This window comes from Salinimicrobium tongyeongense, assembly GCF_026109735.1.
In the GTDB taxonomy this organism is placed as follows: domain Bacteria; phylum Bacteroidota; class Bacteroidia; order Flavobacteriales; family Flavobacteriaceae; genus Salinimicrobium; species Salinimicrobium tongyeongense.
This window is the reverse complement of the sequence record NZ_CP069620.1, coordinates 2,906,904-2,929,955: the sequence shown is the minus strand read 5'-3', so window position 1 is coordinate 2,929,955 and position 23,052 is coordinate 2,906,904. Positions and strand designations below refer to the sequence as shown.

Here is a 23,052-nt window from a genome sequence, read left to right as displayed (position 1 = left end):
CTACCTACTCCCGCAACTTGCGATAAGCGAAACCGTTGTGCCTAATTATTAATGAAGAAAAGAGTTTTAAACGATCACAAAAAAGTTGGCAGCAAACTTATACCACCATTGTTGGAGGTTATGGGGGAAAGCTCATATTCCTATGTCAAAAACGGAATACCTGAAATAATCTGGATAAGCTTCTTAAACAAAAATTTAGGACACAGAGAAGGAACACAATTAGCTGTCAATTTTGTTCAAGTAATTGACAAGTTAAAAATCAAAGATAAAGTTCCCTATTTCATTAGCTGGTTTTCAGATTTAAATCCATCTGATATTGATATAATAAAGCAAAAATTGATTGAAGTAAAGCTTTATTCTAAATTAGAAATAGGTTTAGCAGAATTAATCAATGTCTATCCAACTTGCCCTTTAGGAAAATTATTCCCATCCTCTAAACATACTGATAATGACCTTGTGGTGGTCAAAGAAACATTATCATCAATCTATGACAAAAGAAGTAAAGCCGCCGTGTTAACCTTGGCCAATGTTGTCTACTTATTAGCAGTTTGCAATAAAATGAGGATAGCCAAAGGCATTACTACTGATTTATCAAAAGTGTCAGAATATCCTACAACTGAGGAATCAAAAAGGGCTGCAAGTTTTATGAGAGCCACCACTAATGTTTTATTACATAAAGATAATATTCCCAATGGAGAGGAATGGCTTAGAAATTTCTGGAACAGAGGATTAGAATTAGAACCTTGTAACATTTAGATGAAAGAAAAAGAAATTCATATAGGAGAATGTCTTACTACTTACACCAAAAATGTAGATAATGAACTAAGAGATAGATGGAATAGCTGGAAAAAAGATCTTGTTGAAAATCATATTTACGAAGTAATTGGTGGAATACTTGCAAGACAATGTTCGCTAGCTAAAAGTTTTGCATTAAATCTAGGAAATTGGAATGGTGAAATTGGGCCAATCTTATTAAGAACAATGGCAGATAACCATATAAATCTGGAATGGATATTAGTCAATCCTAATGAAAATTCTCAAAAATTTATAATACACGGTTTAGGGCAATTAAAACTTGAACTAGAACACAGAAAAAACAACCTTCCTGACGATAATAAAGAAATTAAAGAGCATTTAAATCATGAGGAACAATTTATTAATTCACAACAATATACCTTTCTTACAGAAGTCAATTTAGGGAGTTGGTCTGGTTTATCAACAAGAAAAATGGCAGAAGAAGCGGGCATTCTTGATTTCTACAATTATGTCTATCAGCCTTTCAGCAATTGTTCACACAGTACCTGGGCTCACATTGTAAAATATAATACTACTTCTAGTCCAAATCCTTTACATAGATTTTTTCGACATCCCGTAATTCATGACAATATTGAACCAGATATAACTTTTCTAAACTTATCAGCAAAATATCTAGAAAAATCTTTTACTGCCTTTGACAAAAAATATGATTTGAACTTAAGTATTGAATCTTCCTATGAAAAATTATTAAAAGATTTAGATGACCTAATGGAGTCATCGAGTAATAACTAGGCACAACATCGGTTAACGAGCAAATAGCGGCAGACCCTCTAAAATGACATTTTTGATTACCTTTAAAAAGATAACTTAACCGGAAAAATCGCGTTTCCCAAGTCCGCTACTTGCGTTAACCGGTGACGTTGTGAGCAATTATTCAGAAAAATTATATTATAAATGAAAGAATTATTAGAAGAAGTTTTTGTTACTGAAGGAGTACCACAATACACTTTTGTAAAACCTCCCAATTACAATGATATATTACTTGATATTAGAAGAAAAGGAAAACCTGTAATTATTGAAGGACAGTCAGGAACTGGTAAAACAACTACTGCAAAAAAAATTATTCATCAATTAGCTGGAGCAATTGATATAACATATTTAACCGCTCGAAATACAACGGATGTAGAAAAAATAGTTGCATTATCTAAAGAAAAAGAAAATGGATATTATATAATCGATGACTTTCATAGACTATCTAATAAATTACAAACTGAGCTTGCTGATATTGCCAAAGTTGCTGCAGAAACACAAGATGAAGAACTACCTAAGTTAATCATTATTGGTATAAATCAAGTTGGCTCATCATTAATTCATATGGTTCATGACATAGCTAAAAGATGTGGAATACATAGAATAGAGCCAGGTAATGAAAAATCTATAACAGAACTAATTCAAATTGGCGCAGAAAAATTAAATGTTCAAATTGAGAGCCCAGAAACTATATATGAAGAAAGTAAAGGAGATTACTGGCTAACCCAATCTTTATGTCAAGCTGTTTGTTCAATTAATGATATCATAGAAGAACAAGAAGATATCAAAATCATTAATTTCGAAATAGAAGAAATTAGAGACAGGATGGTGTCTAAGTTAGCACATTCGTATAAAGAGCCTGTAAAAGAATTTGCTCGAGGTAAAAGATTTAGACCGAGTAATGATCCGTATTTTAAACTATTGAAATTGATTTCTAGTCAGTCTAGTTCAATTGTAGATTTAAATGAATTAGCAAATGCTTATCCGGATTTTAAAGCAAGTATAAATGGAATTAAAGAGAAAAGATTAAATATTCTCTTAGAATCCAAACCTATCTGTAGCAGATATTTCTATTATAATCAAGATAATAAAAATTTTGCTATTGAAGATCCCGCTTTATTTTATTACCTAAAACATGTTGACTGGGAAGAAATACGAAAGGACTGTGGTTTTAGAGAATCGATTGAAGATAAAGAATTTGAGATTGCTATATCCTTTGCAGGAGAAAACCGTGAGTTAGCAAAATATATTGCCGAACAATTAGAGCAAATCGATGTTCCAACCTTCTATGATGAATTATACGAATCGAACTATTTAGGAAAAGCATGGAGTAAAGAATTTGAAAGAATATTTGTACATGATTCTAGATTTGTGGTTTGTCTATTGGACGAAAACCACAAAAATAAAATTTGGCCAACATTTGAAAGAGATTGTTTTCGAAAAAGGGTAGCTCACGGTGAAGTAATTCCAATTTTTTTAGACGATACCGTTTTTGTAGGGATTCCGGATGATATTGTAGGTTTTAAATTTAAATGGAATAGAGATGAAGATTGGCAAAGCGAAGTAGAAGACAAAATTGTTTTTAAAATATGGGAGAGGTTAGAATAACAGCTCACAACAACGTGTAACGCAAATGGCGGGTTTCAAAGAAAAGAACTAAATTAGTTTCCATAACAAACCAACCCGTAAGCCGACAAATTCGCGTCCCCTACTCCGCACCACTTGTCGTTACACGAGACCGTTGCAAACAATGGCTCCTGACCCCACTCAAAACAGATAAAAAAAATAGAAATTCGCTCATCTTCTGGAGATCAAAACGGACAATTACTCAGCCGGATAAAATTAAAAGTGACCGCAGATTTCCACTCAAACGCAAGAATAGTTGTTTTAATTTTCAAGTTTATACTCAAAAAGAATGATTTAGGAACCGATAAAAATAAACGGACTCCACTCAGTCCTAAAATTAATTTTCTCACTGTAGCGGATTAAAAAAACTAATCAAAAAAAAGGCTAAGTACGAGCTCACTCAACTCTGTCGCCACTGATTTGCAACAATAAATAACACAAATTGCGGAATTCCTCTCAAAAATGTCATTTTTGAGTACCTTTAAAATAAAGTCACTAACGGACAAATTTGAATTCCCAAGCCGCAACTTGTGTTATTCGAGACGTTGTGAACCATAGCTCCGGACACCATTCAAAACGGATAAAAATTAGAAATTTTCAAAACTCCTGGAAATCAAAAAAGGACAATTACTCAGCCGATTAAAAATTAAAAGTAACGACGGATTTCCACTCAAACGCAACAATAATTTTTTTAACTTTTAAATGGATATTCAATAAGAAAGATTTAGGAACCGATAAAAAATAAACGGACGCCACTCAGTCGTGAAATCAATTTTCTCACTGTTGCGGATTAAAACTAATCAAGAAAAATTCTAAGTACGAGCTCACTCGGCTCTGTCGCTACGGATTCACAACAATAAATAACACAAATTGCGGAATTCCTCTTAAAAATGGCATTTTTGACTACCTTTAAAGTGAAGTCATTAACGGACAAATTTGAATTCCCAAGCCGCAACTTGTGTTATTCGAGCCGTTGCCAAAAACACCGCTGATAAACAGGACGTAAATAATCAATTTTAAAGAGTTATGAAATTTTTGCCTTACTTAAAGTATCTATTTTTAGTTGTTAGTATTATAATCTTCACCCTTTACATATTTGGCAATAATTATATAAATAAATACACACTTGCATTTGGTTTTATTCTGATTTTCAGTGTGCCAGTTTTACACAGATTTGAAAAGCAGCGGATTTCTCACTCAAGCGAAGAAAAAAAGAAGCACTAAAAATATCATTTTTGAGAGGTAAGAACATCAAAGTTTTAAACTAAAATACAGCGGACTTTCTTACTCAAGCGGAGAAAAAAACGGACGTAAAAATGCCCTTTTTGAGAGGTAAGAAAATATAAACTTTAAAAAGCAAAACGCAGCGGATTCAAGAGCGAAGCGGCTCACTCGGGCGTGCGGTGCATTTGGCAACAATGGTAACCGTTGCACAAGCCAATAATTTTTTGAATTCCCGCTACAAATAAGCCGCTTTAAGCGGTTTTTCTTTTATGGATTGGATTGGCTGTGAACGAAATTCAGGTTCCTTAAAATTGAACTGTGAGATTCCTGTAGTAGGTTTTTGGTTGAAGGAGCCAAGCGAGCTGCTCTGCTCCGGATTTCACCTTCTTCGCTTTGAATTTCAGGTATTTTTTGAGGTTGTAAGCAATGGCGGCCAGATGCATACATTTATTTGCTTGCCTGATCCCAATGGTATTCACCTTCCGAAGCCCCAGGAATTCCTTTAGTGTACCAAAAACAGGTTCTACAGTGCTTTGGCGTTTGGCTTTCATATAGCGGCCGCGCCTGGTCTTTACCCGTTCAATGTTCCTATCGTATTCCTCCCGGTAGGCAGTAATGTTGATCCTTTTTTCATGGCTTTTGCCAATGCAGTCCGTTTTTATAGGACAGCCTTTACAATCGGCCCGTGTGGTAAAATAATTGTCCTTTAGATTACCATTTTCCATTTTCTGCTTCCGGAAGGTAACTTTCTTGCCCTGTGGGCACAGCCAGTAATTACCTTCTTTAATATACTCAAATCCTTCAGGCCCGCCTTTGTAGGTCCCGTGCGGCGGGATGTATGTGGTCAGTCCTTTTTTCTCAAAGTATGCGTAATTTTCCCCACTGCTGTAACCGGCATCTGCCAATACATTCTCCCAGATCAAACCTTCCCGGCGCAAGCGCCTGTTGAGTCTTGCGGCAGTATCCTGTAGGTATTTGGTGTCTTTCTTGTCTGCGTGGTATGCCCGTACATCAGTGATAACGTGTGCTTCAATATCTACCGCCAGGTTACACAGGTAGTTCAGTTTTCTGGCCTTCCCGGGTTTGACACTTATCCTGGCATCGGGATCTGTTGGGCTGTAATGGGTTTTGTTGCTGGTGTACTTGCTGCCTTTGTTTTTGGCCCCGGGGCGCATGTCCTGGTCCTCGCTCCATTTCTTGTTCCGGCTTTTGATTTCCTGAAGCTCTTTCTTACTTGCTGTGATCTTCTGCTGTTTTTCAGGGGCTTTGTTCCCTTTGGCTTTGCGATCCCTGCTGCTTTGTACACGCACCTTGGAAAGATGCTCCTCGAGGTCTTCTGCCGGGACTTTGATCTCCAGGCTGTCCATGGAAGCATTGGCTTTTACAGGAGCGGAATCAATTGCCTGGGTGTGCCCGGTTACCAATCCGACTTCAATACACAGCTTTAAAACTTTGGTAAAAACTTCCTCAAAGATATCTTCAGGAAAAAGCTGCCGGGTACGGCTGATGGTACTGTGCCAGGGCAGTTCTTCATCCACATCATATCCCAGGAAATAGAGGATGTCCAACCGCATTGCACAATGGTTCATTACCCCACGATCCGTAGTAATGTTCTCTAAATATCCCACCAGGCAGATTTTAAAAAAGACCACCGGATCAATGCTTTTCTGTCCACTATCTCCGTAGAACTTTTGCGTAAGCGGATAAAGAAACTCCAGGTTCAGGGCTTCTTTTAAACGTCGGTAAAAATTTTCTTTTGGGATCCGGTCACTGAGACGGAAGGAAGTGAAGAGTTTTTCCTGATAATTTTTCTTGCCTTGCATATCAGAAAATTAGCATTTTCTGGTATCTTGTGCAACAGGCACAATGTATAAAAACAATGCTTAAACCTGTCACGAATCGAAAGTCCGTGCTCGCTTGCAGCGCCTGATTGTCCTGCGGACAATCAATCTCGCCCGCTCGCACTGTTTTTATACGAGACGTTGTAAACCAGGCAAAAAAATGGCATTTTAGGAAAGCATGAATTTCTGAAATGTGTTTGAAGATTGTTGACGCCGGACAATTGAAACTCACTAAATCCGATCTATCTCTAAAAAATAGATTTTCAAAAGCAAGTTCTTAAAAAAACGGAATGATCAGTTTTCAGCGGATTAAAACTAACTAATTACACAAAAAGAATAAAAGCCCAGTTTACAACAACGGTTAACAAAAATGGCTTTTTTGAGAGATAATTTCCTACTTTTATTTCCATAAGAAAGAACCCTTACGCCGGACAAGTGGATCTTCCCTACTCGCCACTTTCGTTAACCGGGAACGTTGGGCACAATTCCCCACATGAAGAAACTCCATTAATTTCTTCGGCTAACGGGGCGCAAAATATCACCTCCTGTATTAAATTTAATGTAGACTCTATTGTGTGGCCGCTTTTTAAATTGGTGCTTGGAATAAAGCCCGTGCACAATTCTGGTCGAAATGTAAAAAAGCCCCTGAATTCATGGTTCAGGAGCTTGTTGATAATTTCAGTGGTGCCCCTTTTTGGAGAGCCCGTTCAGAATATTGTTCAAATCAAAGATACATTTCCTTAGGGTCTTTTTCTAAAATATTTAATTATGGGACGAAAAAAGCTTTCTATGGAAATCATTAATCCCAATGCAGCTGGGATTGATGTTGGCAGTCGTTCACATTATGTGGCGGTTGGGCAGTTTGCTGAGGATGTAAAGGAATTTGGAGTCTATGCCGAAGACCTTACTGCGCTTGGACAGTGGATGAAATCAAAAGAGATTACCACTGTGGCAATGGAATCTACTGGTGATTACTGGCAAAATTTGTTTGCAGAATTGATCAAGCAAGGATTTGAAGTTGTCTTGGTCAATGGGAAATTTACCAAACACGCAAAAGGAAAGAAAACAGATGTAAAGGATTGTCGGTGGATCCAGCAACTGCATACCTTGGGACTTCTCTCTGGGAGTTTTCTTCCAGATGAAACTACAGAGAAATTGCGTACTTACTGCAGGCAGCGTGGCAATTGGGTAGATCAGGCGGCTTCTACCACTCAAAAAATGCAAAAATTCCTCAAGTTTTTAAATTTTCGACTTGATGTAGTGGTTCAGGATATATGTGGCCTTACAGGTCTTGCAATTATAGGAGATATCTGCAAAGGAAATTTAGATCCAGAAAAGCTTGCTAAGCACCGCCATTACAACTGTAGAAAGTCAGAAGAAGAAATAGCCAGAGCATTGCACGGTAATAACAGAGAAGATTATCTTTTTGGTCTAAAGCAGGAATATGAAACTTACCTTTTCCTGCAAAAGAAAATTGATGAGTGTGACAAAGAGATGGAAAAGTTCATCAATGCAGAGCTCAAAAAATTTCCTGCTAAAAGAGCACTTAAGACCACCGAAAAACCACACAAAAGGATCAATAAAAATGCTCCTAAAATTAAAAATCTCAACCAGGTAGCCTACCAATATTTTGAAGGTGTGGACCTGTTAGCCATAGAGGGCTTGAGTCATGCTACAGTAGTGTCTATTATGGGCGAGATAGGACCGGAAGGATTTAAGAAATTTGAATCTGCCAAACACTTCACCTCCTGGTTAAGATTAGCACCTAATAACAAGATATCCGGAGGTAAGATCTTAAGCCACAGAATACCAAAAGGTAGTAACCGCCTGAAAATAGCTTTTCGACAGGCGGCCAATTCAATAGGGAACTTAAAAGACACACATCTGTCTAATTTCTTTAGGAGAGTAGCTTTTAGAAAAGGTAGAACTGCTGCAGTTTCTGCCACAGCCCGTAAACTGGCAGTAATAATCTGGAACATGATGGTAAAAAAGGTGCCTTATCTTCCACCAACTGAATATTTATTCCTTGACCAAAAGCGCAAGTTGAAGATGGTGGCACGGCTAAAGAAAAATATAGCTAAATTGGAACTCAAACCAGAGGATCTGGGGTTTTTACCAACTTTAGTTCCAACCAACTAATTTGACGTTAGTCAGAATTAAAGAACTGGGATTCGATTTTAAATGAATAAAATTAAAATGCAATTTCTTGAAACAGAACTTACTGATTGGAAAGATATATTTAGAATTAATAATACATTTTTAAGTCAATTTTTATTTAGAGGTCAAGCAAACAAAGAGTGGAAATTGACTTCCTCCATTGAAAGATTAGTAGATCGGTTACATCCAATTTTGGTTGACAAAGCTGTTATAGCTTTACAAGAAAAATCGATGATCCAGGAATTCCAATGGAAATTTCAAATTTTCGAAAATTCTAATATTCCCGATGCGAATTATATTGAATGGTTATCTATAATGCAACATTATGGTGCATCTACAAGGTTATTAGATTTTACTGATTCTTTCTTTGTTGCAACTTTTATGGCATTATCCGAGAGTTTTTGTGACTCATCAATTTGGGCAATCAATAACCATATTATTACAAGTGATACATTAGATTTATTCAGAAAAGAGTTTCCAAAAAATTCTGTTTCCAAGAAAGAAATTGATGAATACAGCCTTGAATTAGCGAATAAGGCTATAGATAATTCTCTTACGGAGTCAGAACAAAAGCTATTGTTGATCCGACCAAAGAAATGCAATGAGCGCATTTACCGACAACAAGGATTATTTTTGATGCCTACAAATATTCAAAGGCCATTTATGGATAATTTGAGTCCTTTTTTAAACAACAAAGAATCTCAGAATATTCATTTTGAAGAAATAATTGAATTATCTCAGAATAACTTTCGCTAAAATGAAATCACAATAATTAAGATAAATATTCCAAAAAGACTCCATTTACCTGTAATAAGAAATTTAAGAGAAATGAATATTCATTCAGAGCTACTTTTTCCCGGTATTGAAGGTTTAGCGAAATCTTTAAACTATAGTAAATTTAATCTTTAACTGTGCCTAACAGCGCATAACTCAAATAGCGGGTAGTTTAGTGAAAATGGTTATTTTAGAAACCAATTTAAAATCAACAAGCCGACAACTCCGAGTCCTTTTTCCCGCGACTTGTGTTATGCGCGGCCGTTGTGGCCAATTAAAAATTGATTCCCTTTCAGTTTACTTAAAATGATATTACTTTTGATAATATCAAATGATAGTATCGAGATGAAGCCACCCTATGAAATTACTCCTAATATTTTAAAGATTATTACTTCTATTGCTGAGAAGTTAGGTGCTATTAACGCAACCTATTTAAATAAACCTTCTCCTAAATTAAGAAAGGAAAATAAAATTAAAACAATTCATTCCTCTTTAAAAATTGAGGGAAACACGCTGACTGAGGAACAAATTACTGCCCTCATAGAAAACAAAAGAATCATAGGTCCTAAGAAAGATGTAAAAGAGGTCTTAAACGCCATTGAAATATATGAACATTTAGAAAATTATGATCCACTAGATGAAAAATCATTTTTGAAATGTCATAAAGATTTAATGCAAAACCTGATAAGTGATGCAGGAAAATACAGAAAACAAGGTGTAGGCATTATGAAAGGTTCAGTAGTAGAACACTATGCACCTCCATATCAAAATGTACCTTTTTTAATGAAAGACTTATTCCAATATTTACAGACCTCACAAGAAATTGAACTGGTTAAAAGCTGTGTGTTTCATTATGAAATGGAATTTATTCATCCGTTTTTAGATGGAAATGGAAGAATGGGCAGATTGTGGCAGACTTTAATTTTGATGCAGAAATATCCTGTCTTTGAATATCTACCTTTTGAAACCTTGATTAGCAATGACCAAGAGAAATATTATTCTGCATTATCTGTAAGTGACAAGGCAGGAAATTCAACAGCATTTATAGAATATATGCTTGGGGTAATAAACAGATCATTGGAAGAATTACTCAATTTTACCAATAGAACGCTTACTGAGAAAGACCGACTAGAATATTTTTTATCCTTAAATAAAAATGAGTTCACCAGAAAAGATTATATGGAGGTTTTTAAAGATATTTCAGGAGCAACAGCAAGCAGAGATCTTAAGAAAGGTGTAGAACAAAAATTATTTGAAAAAATTGGAGATAAAAATAAAACTCGTTACAAGATATAACTGGCCACAACAATAAATAACATGAAATAGACACGATAAAATCTGACAGTTAAGGATTATATTTAAAGAGTTGAAACAAAAAACATTAACCCTTAAAACTGTCAGAATGAATACAGAAGCAAAGGTAATTAAATCTAAAGTAGGTTTATTACAGTTAGCAGAACAATTAGGAAACGTGTCCCAGGCTTGTAAACTCTTTGGTTATAGCAGGGATAGTTTTTACCGCTTTAAAGAACTTTATGACCAGGGAGGTGAGTTAGCACTACGAGAGCTCAATAGAAGAAGGCCAAATCTTAAGAATAGGATTGAAGAAGAAACAGAAAAAGCAGCAATCCAGATTGCTTTTGATTATCCTGCTTTTGGACAACTTCGCGCTTCCAATGAACTCAAAAAGAAAGGAATTTTTATCTCACCAGCAGGTGTTCGATGTGTATGGTTACGCAATGATCTGGAGACTTTTAAAAAAAGGCTGAAGTACTTAGAAGCCAGAATGGCCCAGGATGGACTGGTGTTGACTGATGCTCAACTAAATGCCTTGGAGAAAGCGAAAGAAGAAAAGAAAGCCCATGGAGAAATAGAAACCCACCACCCCGGCTATCTTGGAGCTCAGGATACCTATTATGTAGGAACCATCAAAGGAGTTGGAAGAATCTATCAGCAAACATTCATTGACACGTATTGCAAAGTAGCCCATGCTAAACTTTATGATCGTAAAAATGCTCTTGTAGCTGCTGATATGCTAAATGATCGGGTGTTACCCTTCTACGAAGAGCAAGACCTGCGACTTTTAAGAATATTAAGCGATAGAGGCACAGAATTCTGTGGCCATAGAGAGCACCACGAATATCAACTTTACCTGGCTATCGAGGATATAGATCATACAAAGACCAAGGCTAAAAGCCCGCAAACCAACGGAATCTGTGAACGCTTCCACAGGACGATTCAGGATGAGTTTTACGCCATTACCTTTAGGAAAAAGATCTACACCTCCATAGAGGAGATACAAGCTGATCTGGATGATTGGTTAAACTACTATAACAATGAAAGAACCCACTCCGGAAAACATTGTTTTGGAAAAACTCCGATGCAAACTTTGCTCGACAGCAAACATTTGGCTGATGAAAAAATGCTGGATTTACAATCGGAAAAACTCGTACCTTTATTAAAGGCAGGTAAAGCGGAAACAGGCTCTGGTGGAGACCAACCTGTCAGGAATAACTTGCCTGACGACTGGAATGGTCAAGGGGCTCCAAACGAGCCCCTAAATCAGGTTTATTCCAAAAGTCAAAATGCCTAAAAAAACTCTTAACTGTCAGACGAGATCGGAGCTATTACAAATAACACAAATTGCGGAATACCTGGGTCTGTAAATTAAACTCTGTCCGATCTATCAATATCTTTGGGATCAACTTCTGGATATCTGGAGTTTATAGCCAGTGGTATCCTTTTACCAAATTTAATATAAAGTTGGGGTCTGTAAATTAAACTCTGTCCGATCTATCAATATCTTTGGGATCAACTTCTGGATATCTGGAGTTTATAGCCAGTGGTATTCTTTTACCAAATTTAATATAAAGTTGCTGAATTGTAAGACTCCAATTATGTAAAGGAGCTGTCCATTTTTTTTCGATGTTCCTTGTAGCCAGGTAGACCAGCTTTAAAAGGGACATATCATTGGTAAAAGCTCCTTTAGTCTTTGTAACCTTACGAACCTGGCGGTGGAATCCTTCAACGGCATTGGTGGTGTAGATGATCTTTCTGATTGGCTCCGTGTACTGAAAATACTGCGAGAGTTCATTCCAATTGCGTTGCCAGCTTTCGATTACTATTGGATATTTCTGACCCCACTTCTCTTCTAAATTGAGCAGTTCATCTTCAGCTACTTCTTTATTTACTGCCCGATACACCTTCTTAAGATCTCGCATAAATTCTTTCTGATCCTTTGAAGCAATGTATTTAAGAGAGTTTCTTATTTGATGGACAATACAAAGCTGTACCTGTGTCTTAGGAAAAACGCTAAGGATAGCATTGGTGAATCCTTTAAGATTATCGGTACAGGCAATTAATATATCTTCCAGGCCACGATTTTGTAGATCTGTCAATACCTGGAGCAAAAGTTAGCACCTTCGCTCTCAGAAATATACATACCCAGCACTTCCTTGTATCCCTCCTTGTTGATGCCAAGAATATTGTAGAGGGCTTTGTGTTCTATCTTCCCATCTACTTTCACTTTGTAATGCATCGCATCAAGCCATACAATGCAGTACAGTGGATCTAAAGACCAGCTTTGCCAGGCTTTTACATCTGGAATAATCCTATCAGTAATCTGACTCAGGACCGTATGAGAAATGTCTGTGTCATACATCTGCTTTATATGGGAAGATATGTCACGGTAGCTCATTCCAAGGCCGTAGAGACCTATGATCTTCTCCGAGAGATTGTCTGCTAAGATTGTCTGGCGTTTCTTTACCAAGTCAGGTTCAAAGCTGCTATGGCGATCTTGCGGGGTATCAATCTCGAAGGACCCAAAACCGCTCTTTATTTTCTTTTTCCCCTTGCCATTGCGTTTATTGCCTGCGGAACGTTCTTCCTCATTAAGATGAGAATCCATCTCTGCTTCAAGAGCTTTTCGATAAAACTCTTAAGCATAGGTGCAAAGGCACCATCTTTTCCGAAGAGACTCTTGCCCGACATAAACTGCTCCAGGGCTTTCTTCCCTAAATTTTGTTGTTCTTCTGTTGTCATGGGTCTGTCTGAATAAAATTATTTAAAATTCTTTTTCAGACAGAGTTTATTTTACACCCTCTAAAATCCCGATAGTACATCAAATGGTCACAGTTGTAGCGGGAAGTGAAGCCTTTATAAAATTTGGTCTTATGCTGGCCGATCCTTTTAACCAGATTTGAAGTAACTCCCACATACAGGACCGTGTGATTTTTGTTGGTGAGGATATAGACATGGGATGTGCGCATATACTAATTTAGAAAAATTACGGCAGATTGCTTCGCTTCGCTCGCAATTACCTCTCCGGCAGGAATGGGCTTCTTCGCAATGACGTTCCTCAACAACATTTTTACTACTTTAGCCTGAGATCTCATAACCCACAACTGACAATTGTAATGCCTAAACGAAAAATCTGCGTCGTAGTTACCGCACGCCCCTCCTATAGCAGAATAAAATCAGCCCTCACCTCTATTAAAAATCATCCCGACCTGGAATTGCAACTGGTGATCGCAGGTTCTGCCTTACTGGACCGCTACGGAAATGCAGTGGATTTCATTGAAAAGGATGGCTTCCACATCGCAGCGAAGGTATTCATGGTCCTGGAAGGAGAAAATCCAACTACTATGGCAAAGACTACCGGGCTTGGAGTTATGGAGCTTACCAATGTTTTTTACAACCTGCAACCGGACACGGTGATCACGATTGCAGATCGCTTTGAAACCATCGCAACTTCCATCGCAGCATCTTATCAAAACATCCCGCTGGTCCATATCCAGGGCGGGGAAGTTACCGGTAGTATAGATGAGAAAGTAAGACATGCCAATACCAAACTCGCCGATCTGCACCTGGTCTGCACCCACGATGCCCGGGAACGGGTAATAAAGTTAGGAGAAGAGCCCGACAAGGTTATTAACACGGGCTGCCCTTCTATAGACCTTGCAAAACAAATTAGCGACTATCCTTACTTGGATTTTGATCCTTTGGAGAAATATGGTGGTGTAGGTGCCAATCTGGATTGGGAAAAAGGATATATCGTAGTGATGCAGCATCCTGTAACTACAGAATATAAGAAATCCAAACAGCACATCATGGAAACCTTAAGAGCAGTAAAGGAGCTGAATTATCCGGCTTTTTGGTTCTGGCCCAATGTTGATGCCGGCTCCGACGGCACATCAAATGGGATCCGATCTTTCCGTGAACTGGAAAAGCCAGGAAACATTCACTTTTTCAAGAATATGAACCCTATAGACTTCCTTAAACTTTTAAAAAATGCAAAAGCTTTAATAGGAAATTCCAGTGCAGGATTACGTGAATGTGCCTATCTTGGAGTACCTGTTGTAAATATTGGAAACCGTCAACACAGGAGGAGCCGGGCACAAAACGTTACAGATGTAGATTACAATAGAGAGCAGATCCTGAAGGCAACGGAAAATGCTCTTATAAGAGAACATTATCCTTCTTCAGAACTTTATGGAGATGGGAATGCGGGAGAAAAAATAGCGGAGATCCTTGCGACGGTCGAATTGACGTATTCGAAGACGATTACTTATTAGAGTTGTCAGTTGTCAGTTCTCTGTTGTCGGTTAATTTTTTTAAATTGGTGAAAACCAGAAAATGATGAAGCATGAAAAGCCACAAGGATCTTGATATTTACAATTTAGCTTTTGAATATGCTATTGAAGTCCATAAGCTTTCCTTAAAGTTGCCGAAGTTTGAATTATATGAACAGGGAAGTCAAGTAAGAAGATCCTCAAAAAGTATTCAGGATGCTATTGTTGAGGGATATGGTCGAAAAGTATACAAACAGGATTTTCTAAAATTTCTCACCTATGCTCATGCGTCATTGTTGGAATGCATTTCCCAACTGGAAATGATCAATGAATTATATACACTTGAGGGAACCCTTGAACTAATAAAGAAATATGATCTTTTAGGAGGGAAAATATTTTCTTTTATGCTTTATGTCGAAAAGAACTGGAAAACATGATCTTCTGTTTCAGACTGTCAGATACTAAGTGACCGGTTAATTTTACGACTTCATAAATCAATAACCCGACCTGACAAACTGATAACCGATAACCGAACAATGAAAATCCTCGGACTTATCCCCGCCCGCGGCGGCAGTAAAGGAATACCCGGAAAGAATATTAAATCTCTCGGCAGAAAACCTTTGCTGCAATACACTTTTGAATCAGCAAAGAATTCGAAGCTGCTGTCAAAGGTGATCCTGAGTTCAGATGATCCTGAGATCATTGCAGTTGCTGAAGAAATAGGCCTCGAAGTTCCATTTCGAAGACCTACAGCACTTGCGGCAGACGATACTCCAACCCTGGATGTGGTAAAGCATGCGCTGAATTATTTTGCTCAAAAAGGGCAAAATTTTGATGCTGTTTGTCTGCTGCAACCTACCACTCCTTTTCGAAGAACAGGTTTAATTGATGAAGCCATCGGGAAATTTATTTCAGGTAATTTTGATTCTCTCCTCTCAGTGAGGGAAGTTCCTGCAGAATTTAATCCCCACTGGTTGTTTGAAGAGAATGAATCCGGAAGTCTACGATTGGCCACAGGAGAAAAAGAAATTATTTCGCGGCGACAGGAACTACCTGTAGCTTATCATCGCGATGGTGCAATTTATATAACAAAAACAGAAGTTCTTCAGAAACAAAATTCCCTGTACGGAAACAATATTGGATTCATTGACACTACCGGAGACCCATATGTGAATATTGACATCCCGCAGGATTGGGAGAAAGCCGAGAGGCTTTTGACTATGTTATCAGATTTTTCATAGACTGTTTAGCGTTTACTATTGGTTTTTTGTTTTTAGTTTTTTATTTGTTGTTCTGAATTTTCTGAACCCATTTTTGGGCTTTCTTTAGGGTGGGGGGCAAAACCAAAAACGGTTGTGCATATTTCTTGTTGTTATACCAAATACAACACTAAATTAGAATTTGGTGCTTGTTTATTGGTGCTTTTCATAGCTTTGAAAAAATTATACAATATTCATTATACTATATACAATAGCTAATGTGTGGAATTTCCGGAATAATTGGGCCAAACACAAAGGAAGCAGAGCTTCAGAAAATGCTTCAGGCCCAAAAGCATCGTGGCCCGGATCATACCGGCAATTTCATCGATCCCGGGTTTGCAGCAATAGGCCATAACCGACTTTCCATTATTGATCTCTCCCCGGAAGCTAATGAACCCTTTGTGGATAATTCCGAAAGGTACGTGCTAACTTTTAACGGGGAAATCTACAACTACAAAGAGCTGAAAGATGAACTAAAATCCTTTTACGGTTTTAGAACAGCATCAGATACTGAAGTACTGCTGGCGGCATTTATTAAGTGGGGAAAGGAATGTTTGCAAAGATTGAACGGGATGTTCTCCTTCGCCATATGGGATTCTTCGGAAAAAAAACTATTTGCTGCACGGGACAGGTTCGGAGTAAAACCTTTTTATTATTCTGAAGTAAACAAACACCTTTACTTCAGCAGTGAAATAAAGACACTCAAAAATGTCATTTTTGACACCCCACCAAACCTAAAGGTCTGGGCAAATTATTTCAGCTTTGGCTCCTACGGTTTGCCGGAAGAGACTTTTTACAATAACATCAAACAATTACCAGGTGGATATTTATTGGAATATTCTGAAGGTCGGGTAAGGCTTGAAAAATGGTATGATTTTGTTTCAAGAGTCCAAAATAAAAGATCTGGAAGCTCTATTGAACAGGCTAAAGCTGAATATCTCGAACTACTGAAAGACAGCATCAAACTTCGTTTCCGCGCCGATGTGCCTGTAGCATTTAACATTAGCGGCGGAGTGGATAGTTCCCTCCTGCTTGCTCTGGTGAATATGTTTGAAGATAAACAGCAGATGCATGCTTACTCTTTTTACACGGGAGATGAACGCTATGATGAGCTTCCATGGGTAGAACAGATGATCTCAACTACACAAAACCCGCTTCACAAAGTACTTTTTTCGGCTTCCGAAGTTCAAATAAATGCAATAAAAATGAGTCGGGAACAGGATGAACCTTTTGGAGGTATTCCTACCATGGCTTATTCTAAAATTTTTGAACAGGCTCATGCCGACGGTGTAAAGGTGTTACTTGACGGGCAGGGAATGGATGAGCAATGGGCAGGGTATGACTACTATCAAACCTCCGGCTCAATCATCCAGGGCACCGGGAAAAATTCTCCTTTCCGAATGCATGTGCTAAATCCCGAATTTGCCGCTTTGGCACAAAAGACAAAATATCCAGAACCGTTCGACAACAGACTGCAAAATCTGCAGTTTCGGGATCTTTTTTATACGAAACTCCCACGGGCACTACGATTCAATGACAGGGTTTCCATGACTTATAGTACTGAGCTGCGGGAGCCTTTTCTTGATTATCGCCTCGTCGAATTTGCCTTTTCACAACCGGAGGATTACAAAATTAAAAATGGGGTTGGGAAATATATGCTCCGCGAGATCCTGAAACCACTGGTTCCCTCTACTATCTCTTATGCGCCAAAACGTCCTCTCCAAACTCCCCAGCGGGAATGGTTAAGCAAGGAACTCAAAGCATTTGTGGAAAAGCAATTGCTACACCTTAAAATTACTTCGGCAACAGATTGGTTTGATCACGAAGAAATTCAGAAAGAATGGAAAAAATATCTGGCAGGAGATAACACGAGTAGTTTCCATGTGTGGCAATGGGTGAACACAGCATTACTCTTATAACCAATAGACTCTAAAAAAGAGAAACCTCGTAGAAATAAATCTAATTAGTTTTCAGAAAAGTCTTGAAATTCTTTTTAGTAACAGGCCCTTCGTCGTCTTTCGTTTAGACCAGGGCCTCCAATTTTGAAGATCACTCCAACAATTATTTGATTTAGTCTGGAATCTGTGAATTCTGCTTCATTGATTTCATTATAACCTTCACCAAAATCTAAACGCTGAACCTCAGCCGAAGATAAAGATCTTTCATATCGTAGATCTAACCCAAATCTTCCAAATTCAACCTTCACACCAGCCTGAGCATTTATTGGTGTGTCTTGAACAACAATAGGGTTCAGGAATTCTTCTCCTTCCAAAGTAGCATCCAGTATATTCGAATACACAGGTCCGGCATAAATATCAATTGGCCCCCAAATGTTATAACCTACTAATAGGGGGATATCAAATTTTTGAACAGAATATATTGAAGTTTCTTCTATAAAAGTGAATTCTGTATCTATTGAAGTGTAAACTACCTCGGGCCGAACAAAAAATTTACCAAAATCAACCTGTAAGAAGATACCCCCATGAAAGCCAAGATTCCCCTCAGCCTCAGAAGTATTTTTCTGAAATGCATAGTTGTTTTGTAGCCCTACAATCTCACCACCCATAGGATGATTAACTCCGGCTTTTAGGCCATAACTAAGTTCTTGAGAAAAGCAAATTGAAACTGTGGTCAAAATAAAAAACAGGCCTAAAAGATATTTTTTCATAAGATTTGGAATATGCGTCAATTGGTTTACAAATAAAAAGGATTTTTTTATATACCCCAATAAATTTGCATTTATCTAACGGAGAAGCTGGAGAATTATTTCATTTAAGACTAAAAGGAGTGGTCGGTAGCTGGTAACGCGTGCGCTCCAGACTCCGCAGCGGGAATGGCTGAGGCAGGAACTAAAGCCTTTTGTATCAGAACAACTTCAGCAATTAAAAACTTCCCCAGTTGCTGAGTGATTTGATCATGAGGAAATTGATAAGGAATGGAGCAAATATTTAGCCGGAGATAACCACACCAGTTTTAATATTTGGCAATGGGTGAATACTTCCCCTCCTCCTTGCCCGGTAAAGGTTTCCCGTAGACTTAACTTTTAATCAATTAAGAGGTGGCATATAAGCTATTTAGAAACTGTTTTTTTTCGAGTGGAATTGACCTGTTTTGCTATCCATTCATAGGTGCTTTTCATACCCTCTTCCAGTGATTGATTTACCTCCCAGCCAATTTGCTCACGATATAGAGAATTTTCAGAATTTCTTCCCCGAACTCCGGTTGGACATACAAATCCATATTTTCGACTGAATTCTTCTCCCTCCAAATTTTTGATAGAAAGGTTTTTTCCAGATATATCAATGGCTATTTGAGCTAACCTGTTAATGGAAACCATTTCTTCTGAACCAATATTTACAGGCCCTTTGAACTCTGAACTCATCAATCTAAGAAGAGCCTCCACACATTCATCAACATGTAGAAAGCTTCTGGTTTGCTGGCCGTCACCCCACACTTCAATCTCACCTCCGTCCACGGCTTCAGCTACTTTTCTCATCATAGCAGCCGGAGCCTTTTCTTTCCCCCCTGCCAGATACCACGGGCTCCAAAAATGTTGTGAAAACGTGCAATGCGTACATTTAGATTATAGTTGCGGGAAAAAGCAAGAAACATTCTTTCACTGAACAACTTTTCCCAACCATACTCTGAATCTGGTTGGGCAGGATAAGCAGATGATTCTGCACAATTGGGTTTATCCGGATCTAGTTGATTAAATTCAGGGTAAATACAGGCAGAAGAAGAATAGAAGATTTTTTTTACTTTTTTTACAACACATTCCTTTGCTACATGAAGGTTGATCAAAGCAGAATTATGCATAACGTTGGCATCATTGTCCCCGGTGAAGATATATCCTGCCCCTCCCATGTCTGCAGCTAACTGGTACACTTCATCTGCTCCTTCGGTTATAACCAGATCAACTGCTCTGGCATCGGTTAAATCACATTTAATAAATTCATGGCAAATTTCCTGGTGATCCCAAAATTCATGATCCTTAATGTCTGCGATTCTAACGTGACAGTTTTCTTCTTTTAACCTTTTGGCTAAATGACCTCCTATAAAGCCACTTCCTCCCAGAATAATTACTCTTTTCATAATGGATTTTTTTGGGTATGTTACTATATTACTTAATTCCTTAATGATTTGAATGTATGTCTTTTAACATATGAATCATACTTCCCCTCCTTTTAAACTACTTCTTTAAATTTATGAGTACTCTGCAACTGTATATTTTCAGTAAGAAAAGACCACCCTCTCTATATAAAATGAATAAAGAATCTGTAAATCCTTTATCTTGAGTATTATCATTATCCTGATCCTTCGGCTAGAAAAATTCAAAAGGGGCATTCTTTTAGGATAGAAAGTGAGGTTTTATACAATGGAAAAATTCAGAAACATTATAAGCCAAATTTACGAAATTTCAAGATTTGGATTCTTCTGTAGATCGTCAAATGTAAAATTGGTAGTCCAACAGATTTAACTCTATCACAGAAAAGAAGAGCTCAGTATAAAACAACACCCTACCAGTGTACAGAGATTAATACTACCGGCTCAAAATATGACCAACTCCTATTCAAAATTCCGCATTATCTCCCTCCACTTCTTTTTCAGCTTGCCAGTCCTTGTCTCCTGCTGGCCGTAGCCTTTCCCGTACTGCCCATAGCCATAGCCGTAACCATAACCATAGCCGTAACCATAGCCATAACCATACTTGGCCCGGTGAACAAAGTGGTTAAGGACGAATGAAATATTCTTTACTTCACCTTTGTTATACTTCTCATTGATCACCTCCAGCATTCCGCGTTTGGTATAGTCCTGGCGAATGAGGTATAAAGTGGCATCGGCATATTTAATGAGGTTGAGCGCATCGGCAACCACACCCACCGGCGGGGTATCCATGACTATGTAATCATAACGTTCCCGCAGTTCGTTCATCAGATTTTCCATTTGCTCGTTCATCAGCAATTCTGAAGGGTTTGGAGGAATCGGCCCGGCCGTGATCACATCCAGATGCGGCACCATACTGGGCTGTATGATTGACTCCAGGGACTCCTGACCTATAAGATAATTCACCACGCCCACCTCGTTATTGATCTTAAAGTCATCAAAGATCTTAGGTTTACGTAAGTCGGCACCCAGCAGCAGGGTTTTCTTTTCGCTCAAAGCAAAAACCGTGGCCAGGTTCATGGCACAAAAGGTTTTCCCTTCCCCCGAAACCGATGAAGTGATCATCACCGTTTTGGAACCACTCACCCCCTGCTTTTTGTACATAAACTGCAGACTGGACCTCAACCCCCGAAAACCTTCGGCAATAGCCGATTTGGGTTTATTGAAAACGGCAAGATTGGTGTCCATCCTGCTCTTCCCAATCATCCCCAGAATGGGAATGGGTGACAGGCGGGTAACTTCCTGGGCATTGTGAACATTGGTATTCAGAAAAACCAGCAGGAATACAAAAGTAAGCGGGATCATTCCCCCCACCATTAAGGCCATGACATAATTTAGCTGCGTATTTGGGCCAATCTGGCCGCCACCGGTGTCTTTCGCAGTGTCTATCACCATCACATCACTCACGTTTGCCGCTTTGATGAGCCCGGCTTCGCTGCGCTTTTCGAGGAATAAATTATAAGTCTTTTCACTAAGGGAATATTTCCTCTGGATCTTCAGCAGGTCCTGTTCTTCCTGCGGCAGTTTTCTTATTTCGGCTTCTGCCAGTGCAATTTCCCTGTTAATATCGCGCAATTCCTGCCGCAGCAGGTTTTGAGAAGAAGACATATTCTCCAGCAAAACGTCTTTTACGGCATTTATTTGCCGGTCTATATCCTGAAAAACCGGGGAATTTTCCTGAAGGGAATATTCATACTTCCGCCTTTCTTCGGCCAAAGAAACAATTCGCCCCACGCCACTCACTATGCTTGATTCTGAAATTCCGGCTACCGATGGCGCCGGCACATCAGAATAATCATTACGTGTTTGCAGGTAATCCTGTAGTGTTTCATAATAAGCCAGCTGCCGCGAAATATCTTCCTTCCTCACATCAAGACCGGTAAGTTTGGTATTAAGCTGACTGCTTTCCGCAGAAATATCTAAAATGGAATTATTGTTCCTGAACCTGTTCAGCTCATCTTCCACCACCTTAAGCTCCATAGCTTTCACGTTCAAGCTACTGTCTATAAACCTGATGGTCTTGGTGGCAAAAAGGTTCTTTCGCTCGAGCATGTTCTGGCTCAACACCCGCACTGTGCCATTGAGGTAATCAACAATTTCAGCTTTATTATCTCCCGTCATGGAAAGGTTTAAAACCGAAGCTCCCTGCGATTGCGGGCTCACTGAAACCCCACGAAACCTACCAACAGTTCCGTCAAAATGCCTGAACTGCACGTAAAATGGCTTATCAATAACCGAAGCTAGTGGCGTAGGCACCAGCTTAGCATTGAAAAATGGCAAATTTATAGGCTCGTTAAATTTGTATTCCCTGCTAAATTCCCCTTGTTCTACAACCACACTCCCGTATTCTTTGGTAGCGTAATTGAAGACTGAAGCGGTATTTCCGGGAAAAGAAGTAGTAAGTGTAAAGGTTTCGGGATCTTTAAACCGAATGGTAAACGTGGTGCCCTGCGCCTGATAGGCTGAAGAATCGGCTACCACCTTAAAAGGAGTAAAGCCGTAGGCATTCACCCGCTGATATTCCCCATCCTGTTGATAAGCAATATAATACTGAAGGCGCTCTACCACCTCTTCATTGTGCGACCGCGACCTGAGTATGGTCATCGCTGTGTTAACCTTGTCTGAAGTGCCGCCCCAGTTAAAGGTAAGGCTGGTATTACTGGTAAAAAAGGGGTTTTGATCGTCTTTTATGGAAATGGAATTACCAAGTTGGTAAACCGGAAGTTTCCTTACATTGTTGTAATAAGCCACTCCCAGACTTATGGCTACCGACAGCAGAATTAACTGCCAGTAACTAAAAACTTTCAGCACAAAACCTTTAAAATCAAAGGTAGAGCCTACATCACTAATATGATCATCTTCATGTGCCAT

16 protein-coding genes and 2 pseudogenes are annotated in these 23,052 nt (G+C 38.7%); 11 read left to right on the top strand and 7 right to left on the bottom strand.

The genetic code is table 11. The annotated features are described in order from the left end of the window. The first annotated feature begins 51 nt into the window (after nt 1-51). The 3 genes from JRG66_RS13040 to JRG66_RS13030 all read left to right on the top strand — a co-directional run bounded on the left by JRG66_RS13040 (nt 52) and on the right by JRG66_RS13030 (nt 3,174). A complete protein-coding gene (locus JRG66_RS13040; protein ID WP_265163204.1) occupies nt 52-756 on the top strand; it encodes a hypothetical protein in 705 nt (234 codons plus the stop codon). Next, nucleotides 757-1,548, top strand: coding sequence for a DUF5677 domain-containing protein (locus tag JRG66_RS13035; RefSeq protein WP_265163203.1), 792 nt, complete (start codon nt 757-759; stop codon nt 1,546-1,548). 162 nt (nt 1,549-1,710) lie between these two features. Next, nucleotides 1,711-3,174, top strand: coding sequence for a TIR domain-containing protein (locus JRG66_RS13030; RefSeq protein ID WP_265163202.1), 1,464 nt, complete (start codon nt 1,711-1,713; stop codon nt 3,172-3,174). Between the two features lie 1,547 nt (nt 3,175-4,721). Here JRG66_RS13030 and JRG66_RS13025 read toward each other — a convergent pair. Beyond that, on the bottom strand, nt 4,722-6,239 hold the full coding sequence (locus tag JRG66_RS13025) for an IS1182 family transposase (RefSeq protein ID WP_265163127.1): 1,518 nt from the start codon (nt 6,237-6,239) through the stop codon (nt 4,722-4,724). Between the two features lie 786 nt (nt 6,240-7,025). Here JRG66_RS13025 and JRG66_RS13020 point away from each other — a divergent pair. The 4 genes and pseudogenes from JRG66_RS13020 to JRG66_RS13005 all read left to right on the top strand — a co-directional run. Beyond that, the gene (locus tag JRG66_RS13020) at nt 7,026-8,396 is read left to right on the top strand and encodes an IS110 family RNA-guided transposase (RefSeq protein WP_265163201.1); all 1,371 of its coding nucleotides are present in this window, start codon (nt 7,026-7,028) and stop codon (nt 8,394-8,396) included. 57 nt (nt 8,397-8,453) lie between these two features. After that, on the top strand, nt 8,454-9,170 hold the full coding sequence (locus JRG66_RS13015) for an FRG domain-containing protein (RefSeq protein ID WP_265163200.1): 717 nt from the start codon (nt 8,454-8,456) through the stop codon (nt 9,168-9,170). Nucleotides 9,171-9,533: 363 nt separating this feature from the next. Next, nucleotides 9,534-10,484, top strand: coding sequence for a Fic family protein (locus JRG66_RS13010; RefSeq protein ID WP_265163199.1), 951 nt, complete (start codon nt 9,534-9,536; stop codon nt 10,482-10,484). A gap of 106 nt (nt 10,485-10,590) precedes the next feature. Next, nucleotides 10,591-11,616 (top strand): annotated as a pseudogene (locus tag JRG66_RS13005) (IS481 family transposase); the annotation flags it as partial. A gap of 349 nt (nt 11,617-11,965) precedes the next feature. Here the strand turns inward: JRG66_RS13005 and JRG66_RS13000 are convergent. Both JRG66_RS13000 and JRG66_RS12995 read right to left on the bottom strand, forming a co-directional pair. Next, nucleotides 11,966-13,229: pseudogene (locus JRG66_RS13000) on the bottom strand (IS256 family transposase). A gap of 35 nt (nt 13,230-13,264) precedes the next feature. Beyond that, nucleotides 13,265-13,456, bottom strand: coding sequence for a GIY-YIG nuclease family protein (locus JRG66_RS12995; RefSeq protein WP_307726292.1), 192 nt, complete (start codon nt 13,454-13,456; stop codon nt 13,265-13,267). Between the two features lie 147 nt (nt 13,457-13,603). Here JRG66_RS12995 and neuC point away from each other — a divergent pair, with 147 nt between their 5' ends. From neuC to asnB, 4 genes are all read left to right on the top strand, one after another. Beyond that, nucleotides 13,604-14,761, top strand: a complete 1,158-nt coding sequence (gene neuC, locus JRG66_RS12990; RefSeq protein WP_265163198.1) for a UDP-N-acetylglucosamine 2-epimerase — start codon at nt 13,604-13,606, stop codon at nt 14,759-14,761. A 71-nt stretch (nt 14,762-14,832) separates the two neighbouring features. Then, nucleotides 14,833-15,195 (top strand): four helix bundle protein, encoded by a 363-nt coding sequence (locus tag JRG66_RS12985; protein WP_265163197.1) that lies wholly within the window; start codon nt 14,833-14,835, stop codon nt 15,193-15,195. A 99-nt stretch (nt 15,196-15,294) separates the two neighbouring features. Continuing rightward, the gene (locus tag JRG66_RS12980; RefSeq protein ID WP_265163196.1) at nt 15,295-15,999 is read left to right on the top strand and encodes an acylneuraminate cytidylyltransferase family protein; all 705 of its coding nucleotides are present in this window, start codon (nt 15,295-15,297) and stop codon (nt 15,997-15,999) included. 236 nt (nt 16,000-16,235) lie between these two features. After that, complete coding sequence (gene asnB, locus JRG66_RS12975) at nt 16,236-17,936, top strand: asparagine synthase (glutamine-hydrolyzing) (RefSeq protein ID WP_265163195.1); 1,701 nt, start codon at nt 16,236-16,238, stop codon at nt 17,934-17,936. Between the two features lie 74 nt (nt 17,937-18,010). Here asnB and JRG66_RS12970 read toward each other — a convergent pair whose 3' ends face one another. From JRG66_RS12970 to JRG66_RS12955, 4 genes are all read right to left on the bottom strand, one after another. Continuing rightward, nucleotides 18,011-18,685 (bottom strand): outer membrane beta-barrel protein, encoded by a 675-nt coding sequence (locus JRG66_RS12970; protein ID WP_265163194.1) that lies wholly within the window; start codon nt 18,683-18,685, stop codon nt 18,011-18,013. A gap of 402 nt (nt 18,686-19,087) precedes the next feature. Next, nucleotides 19,088-19,516, bottom strand: a complete 429-nt coding sequence (locus JRG66_RS12965) for a GDP-mannose 4,6-dehydratase (protein WP_265163193.1) — start codon at nt 19,514-19,516, stop codon at nt 19,088-19,090. Continuing rightward, on the bottom strand, nt 19,513-20,109 hold the full coding sequence (locus JRG66_RS12960) for an NAD-dependent epimerase/dehydratase family protein (protein ID WP_265163192.1): 597 nt from the start codon (nt 20,107-20,109) through the stop codon (nt 19,513-19,515). The genes JRG66_RS12965 and JRG66_RS12960 overlap by 4 nt, the downstream gene beginning before the upstream one ends. A 474-nt stretch (nt 20,110-20,583) precedes the next feature. After that, nucleotides 20,584-23,052 (bottom strand): exopolysaccharide transport family protein, encoded by a 2,469-nt coding sequence (locus JRG66_RS12955; protein ID WP_265163191.1) that lies wholly within the window; start codon nt 23,050-23,052, stop codon nt 20,584-20,586.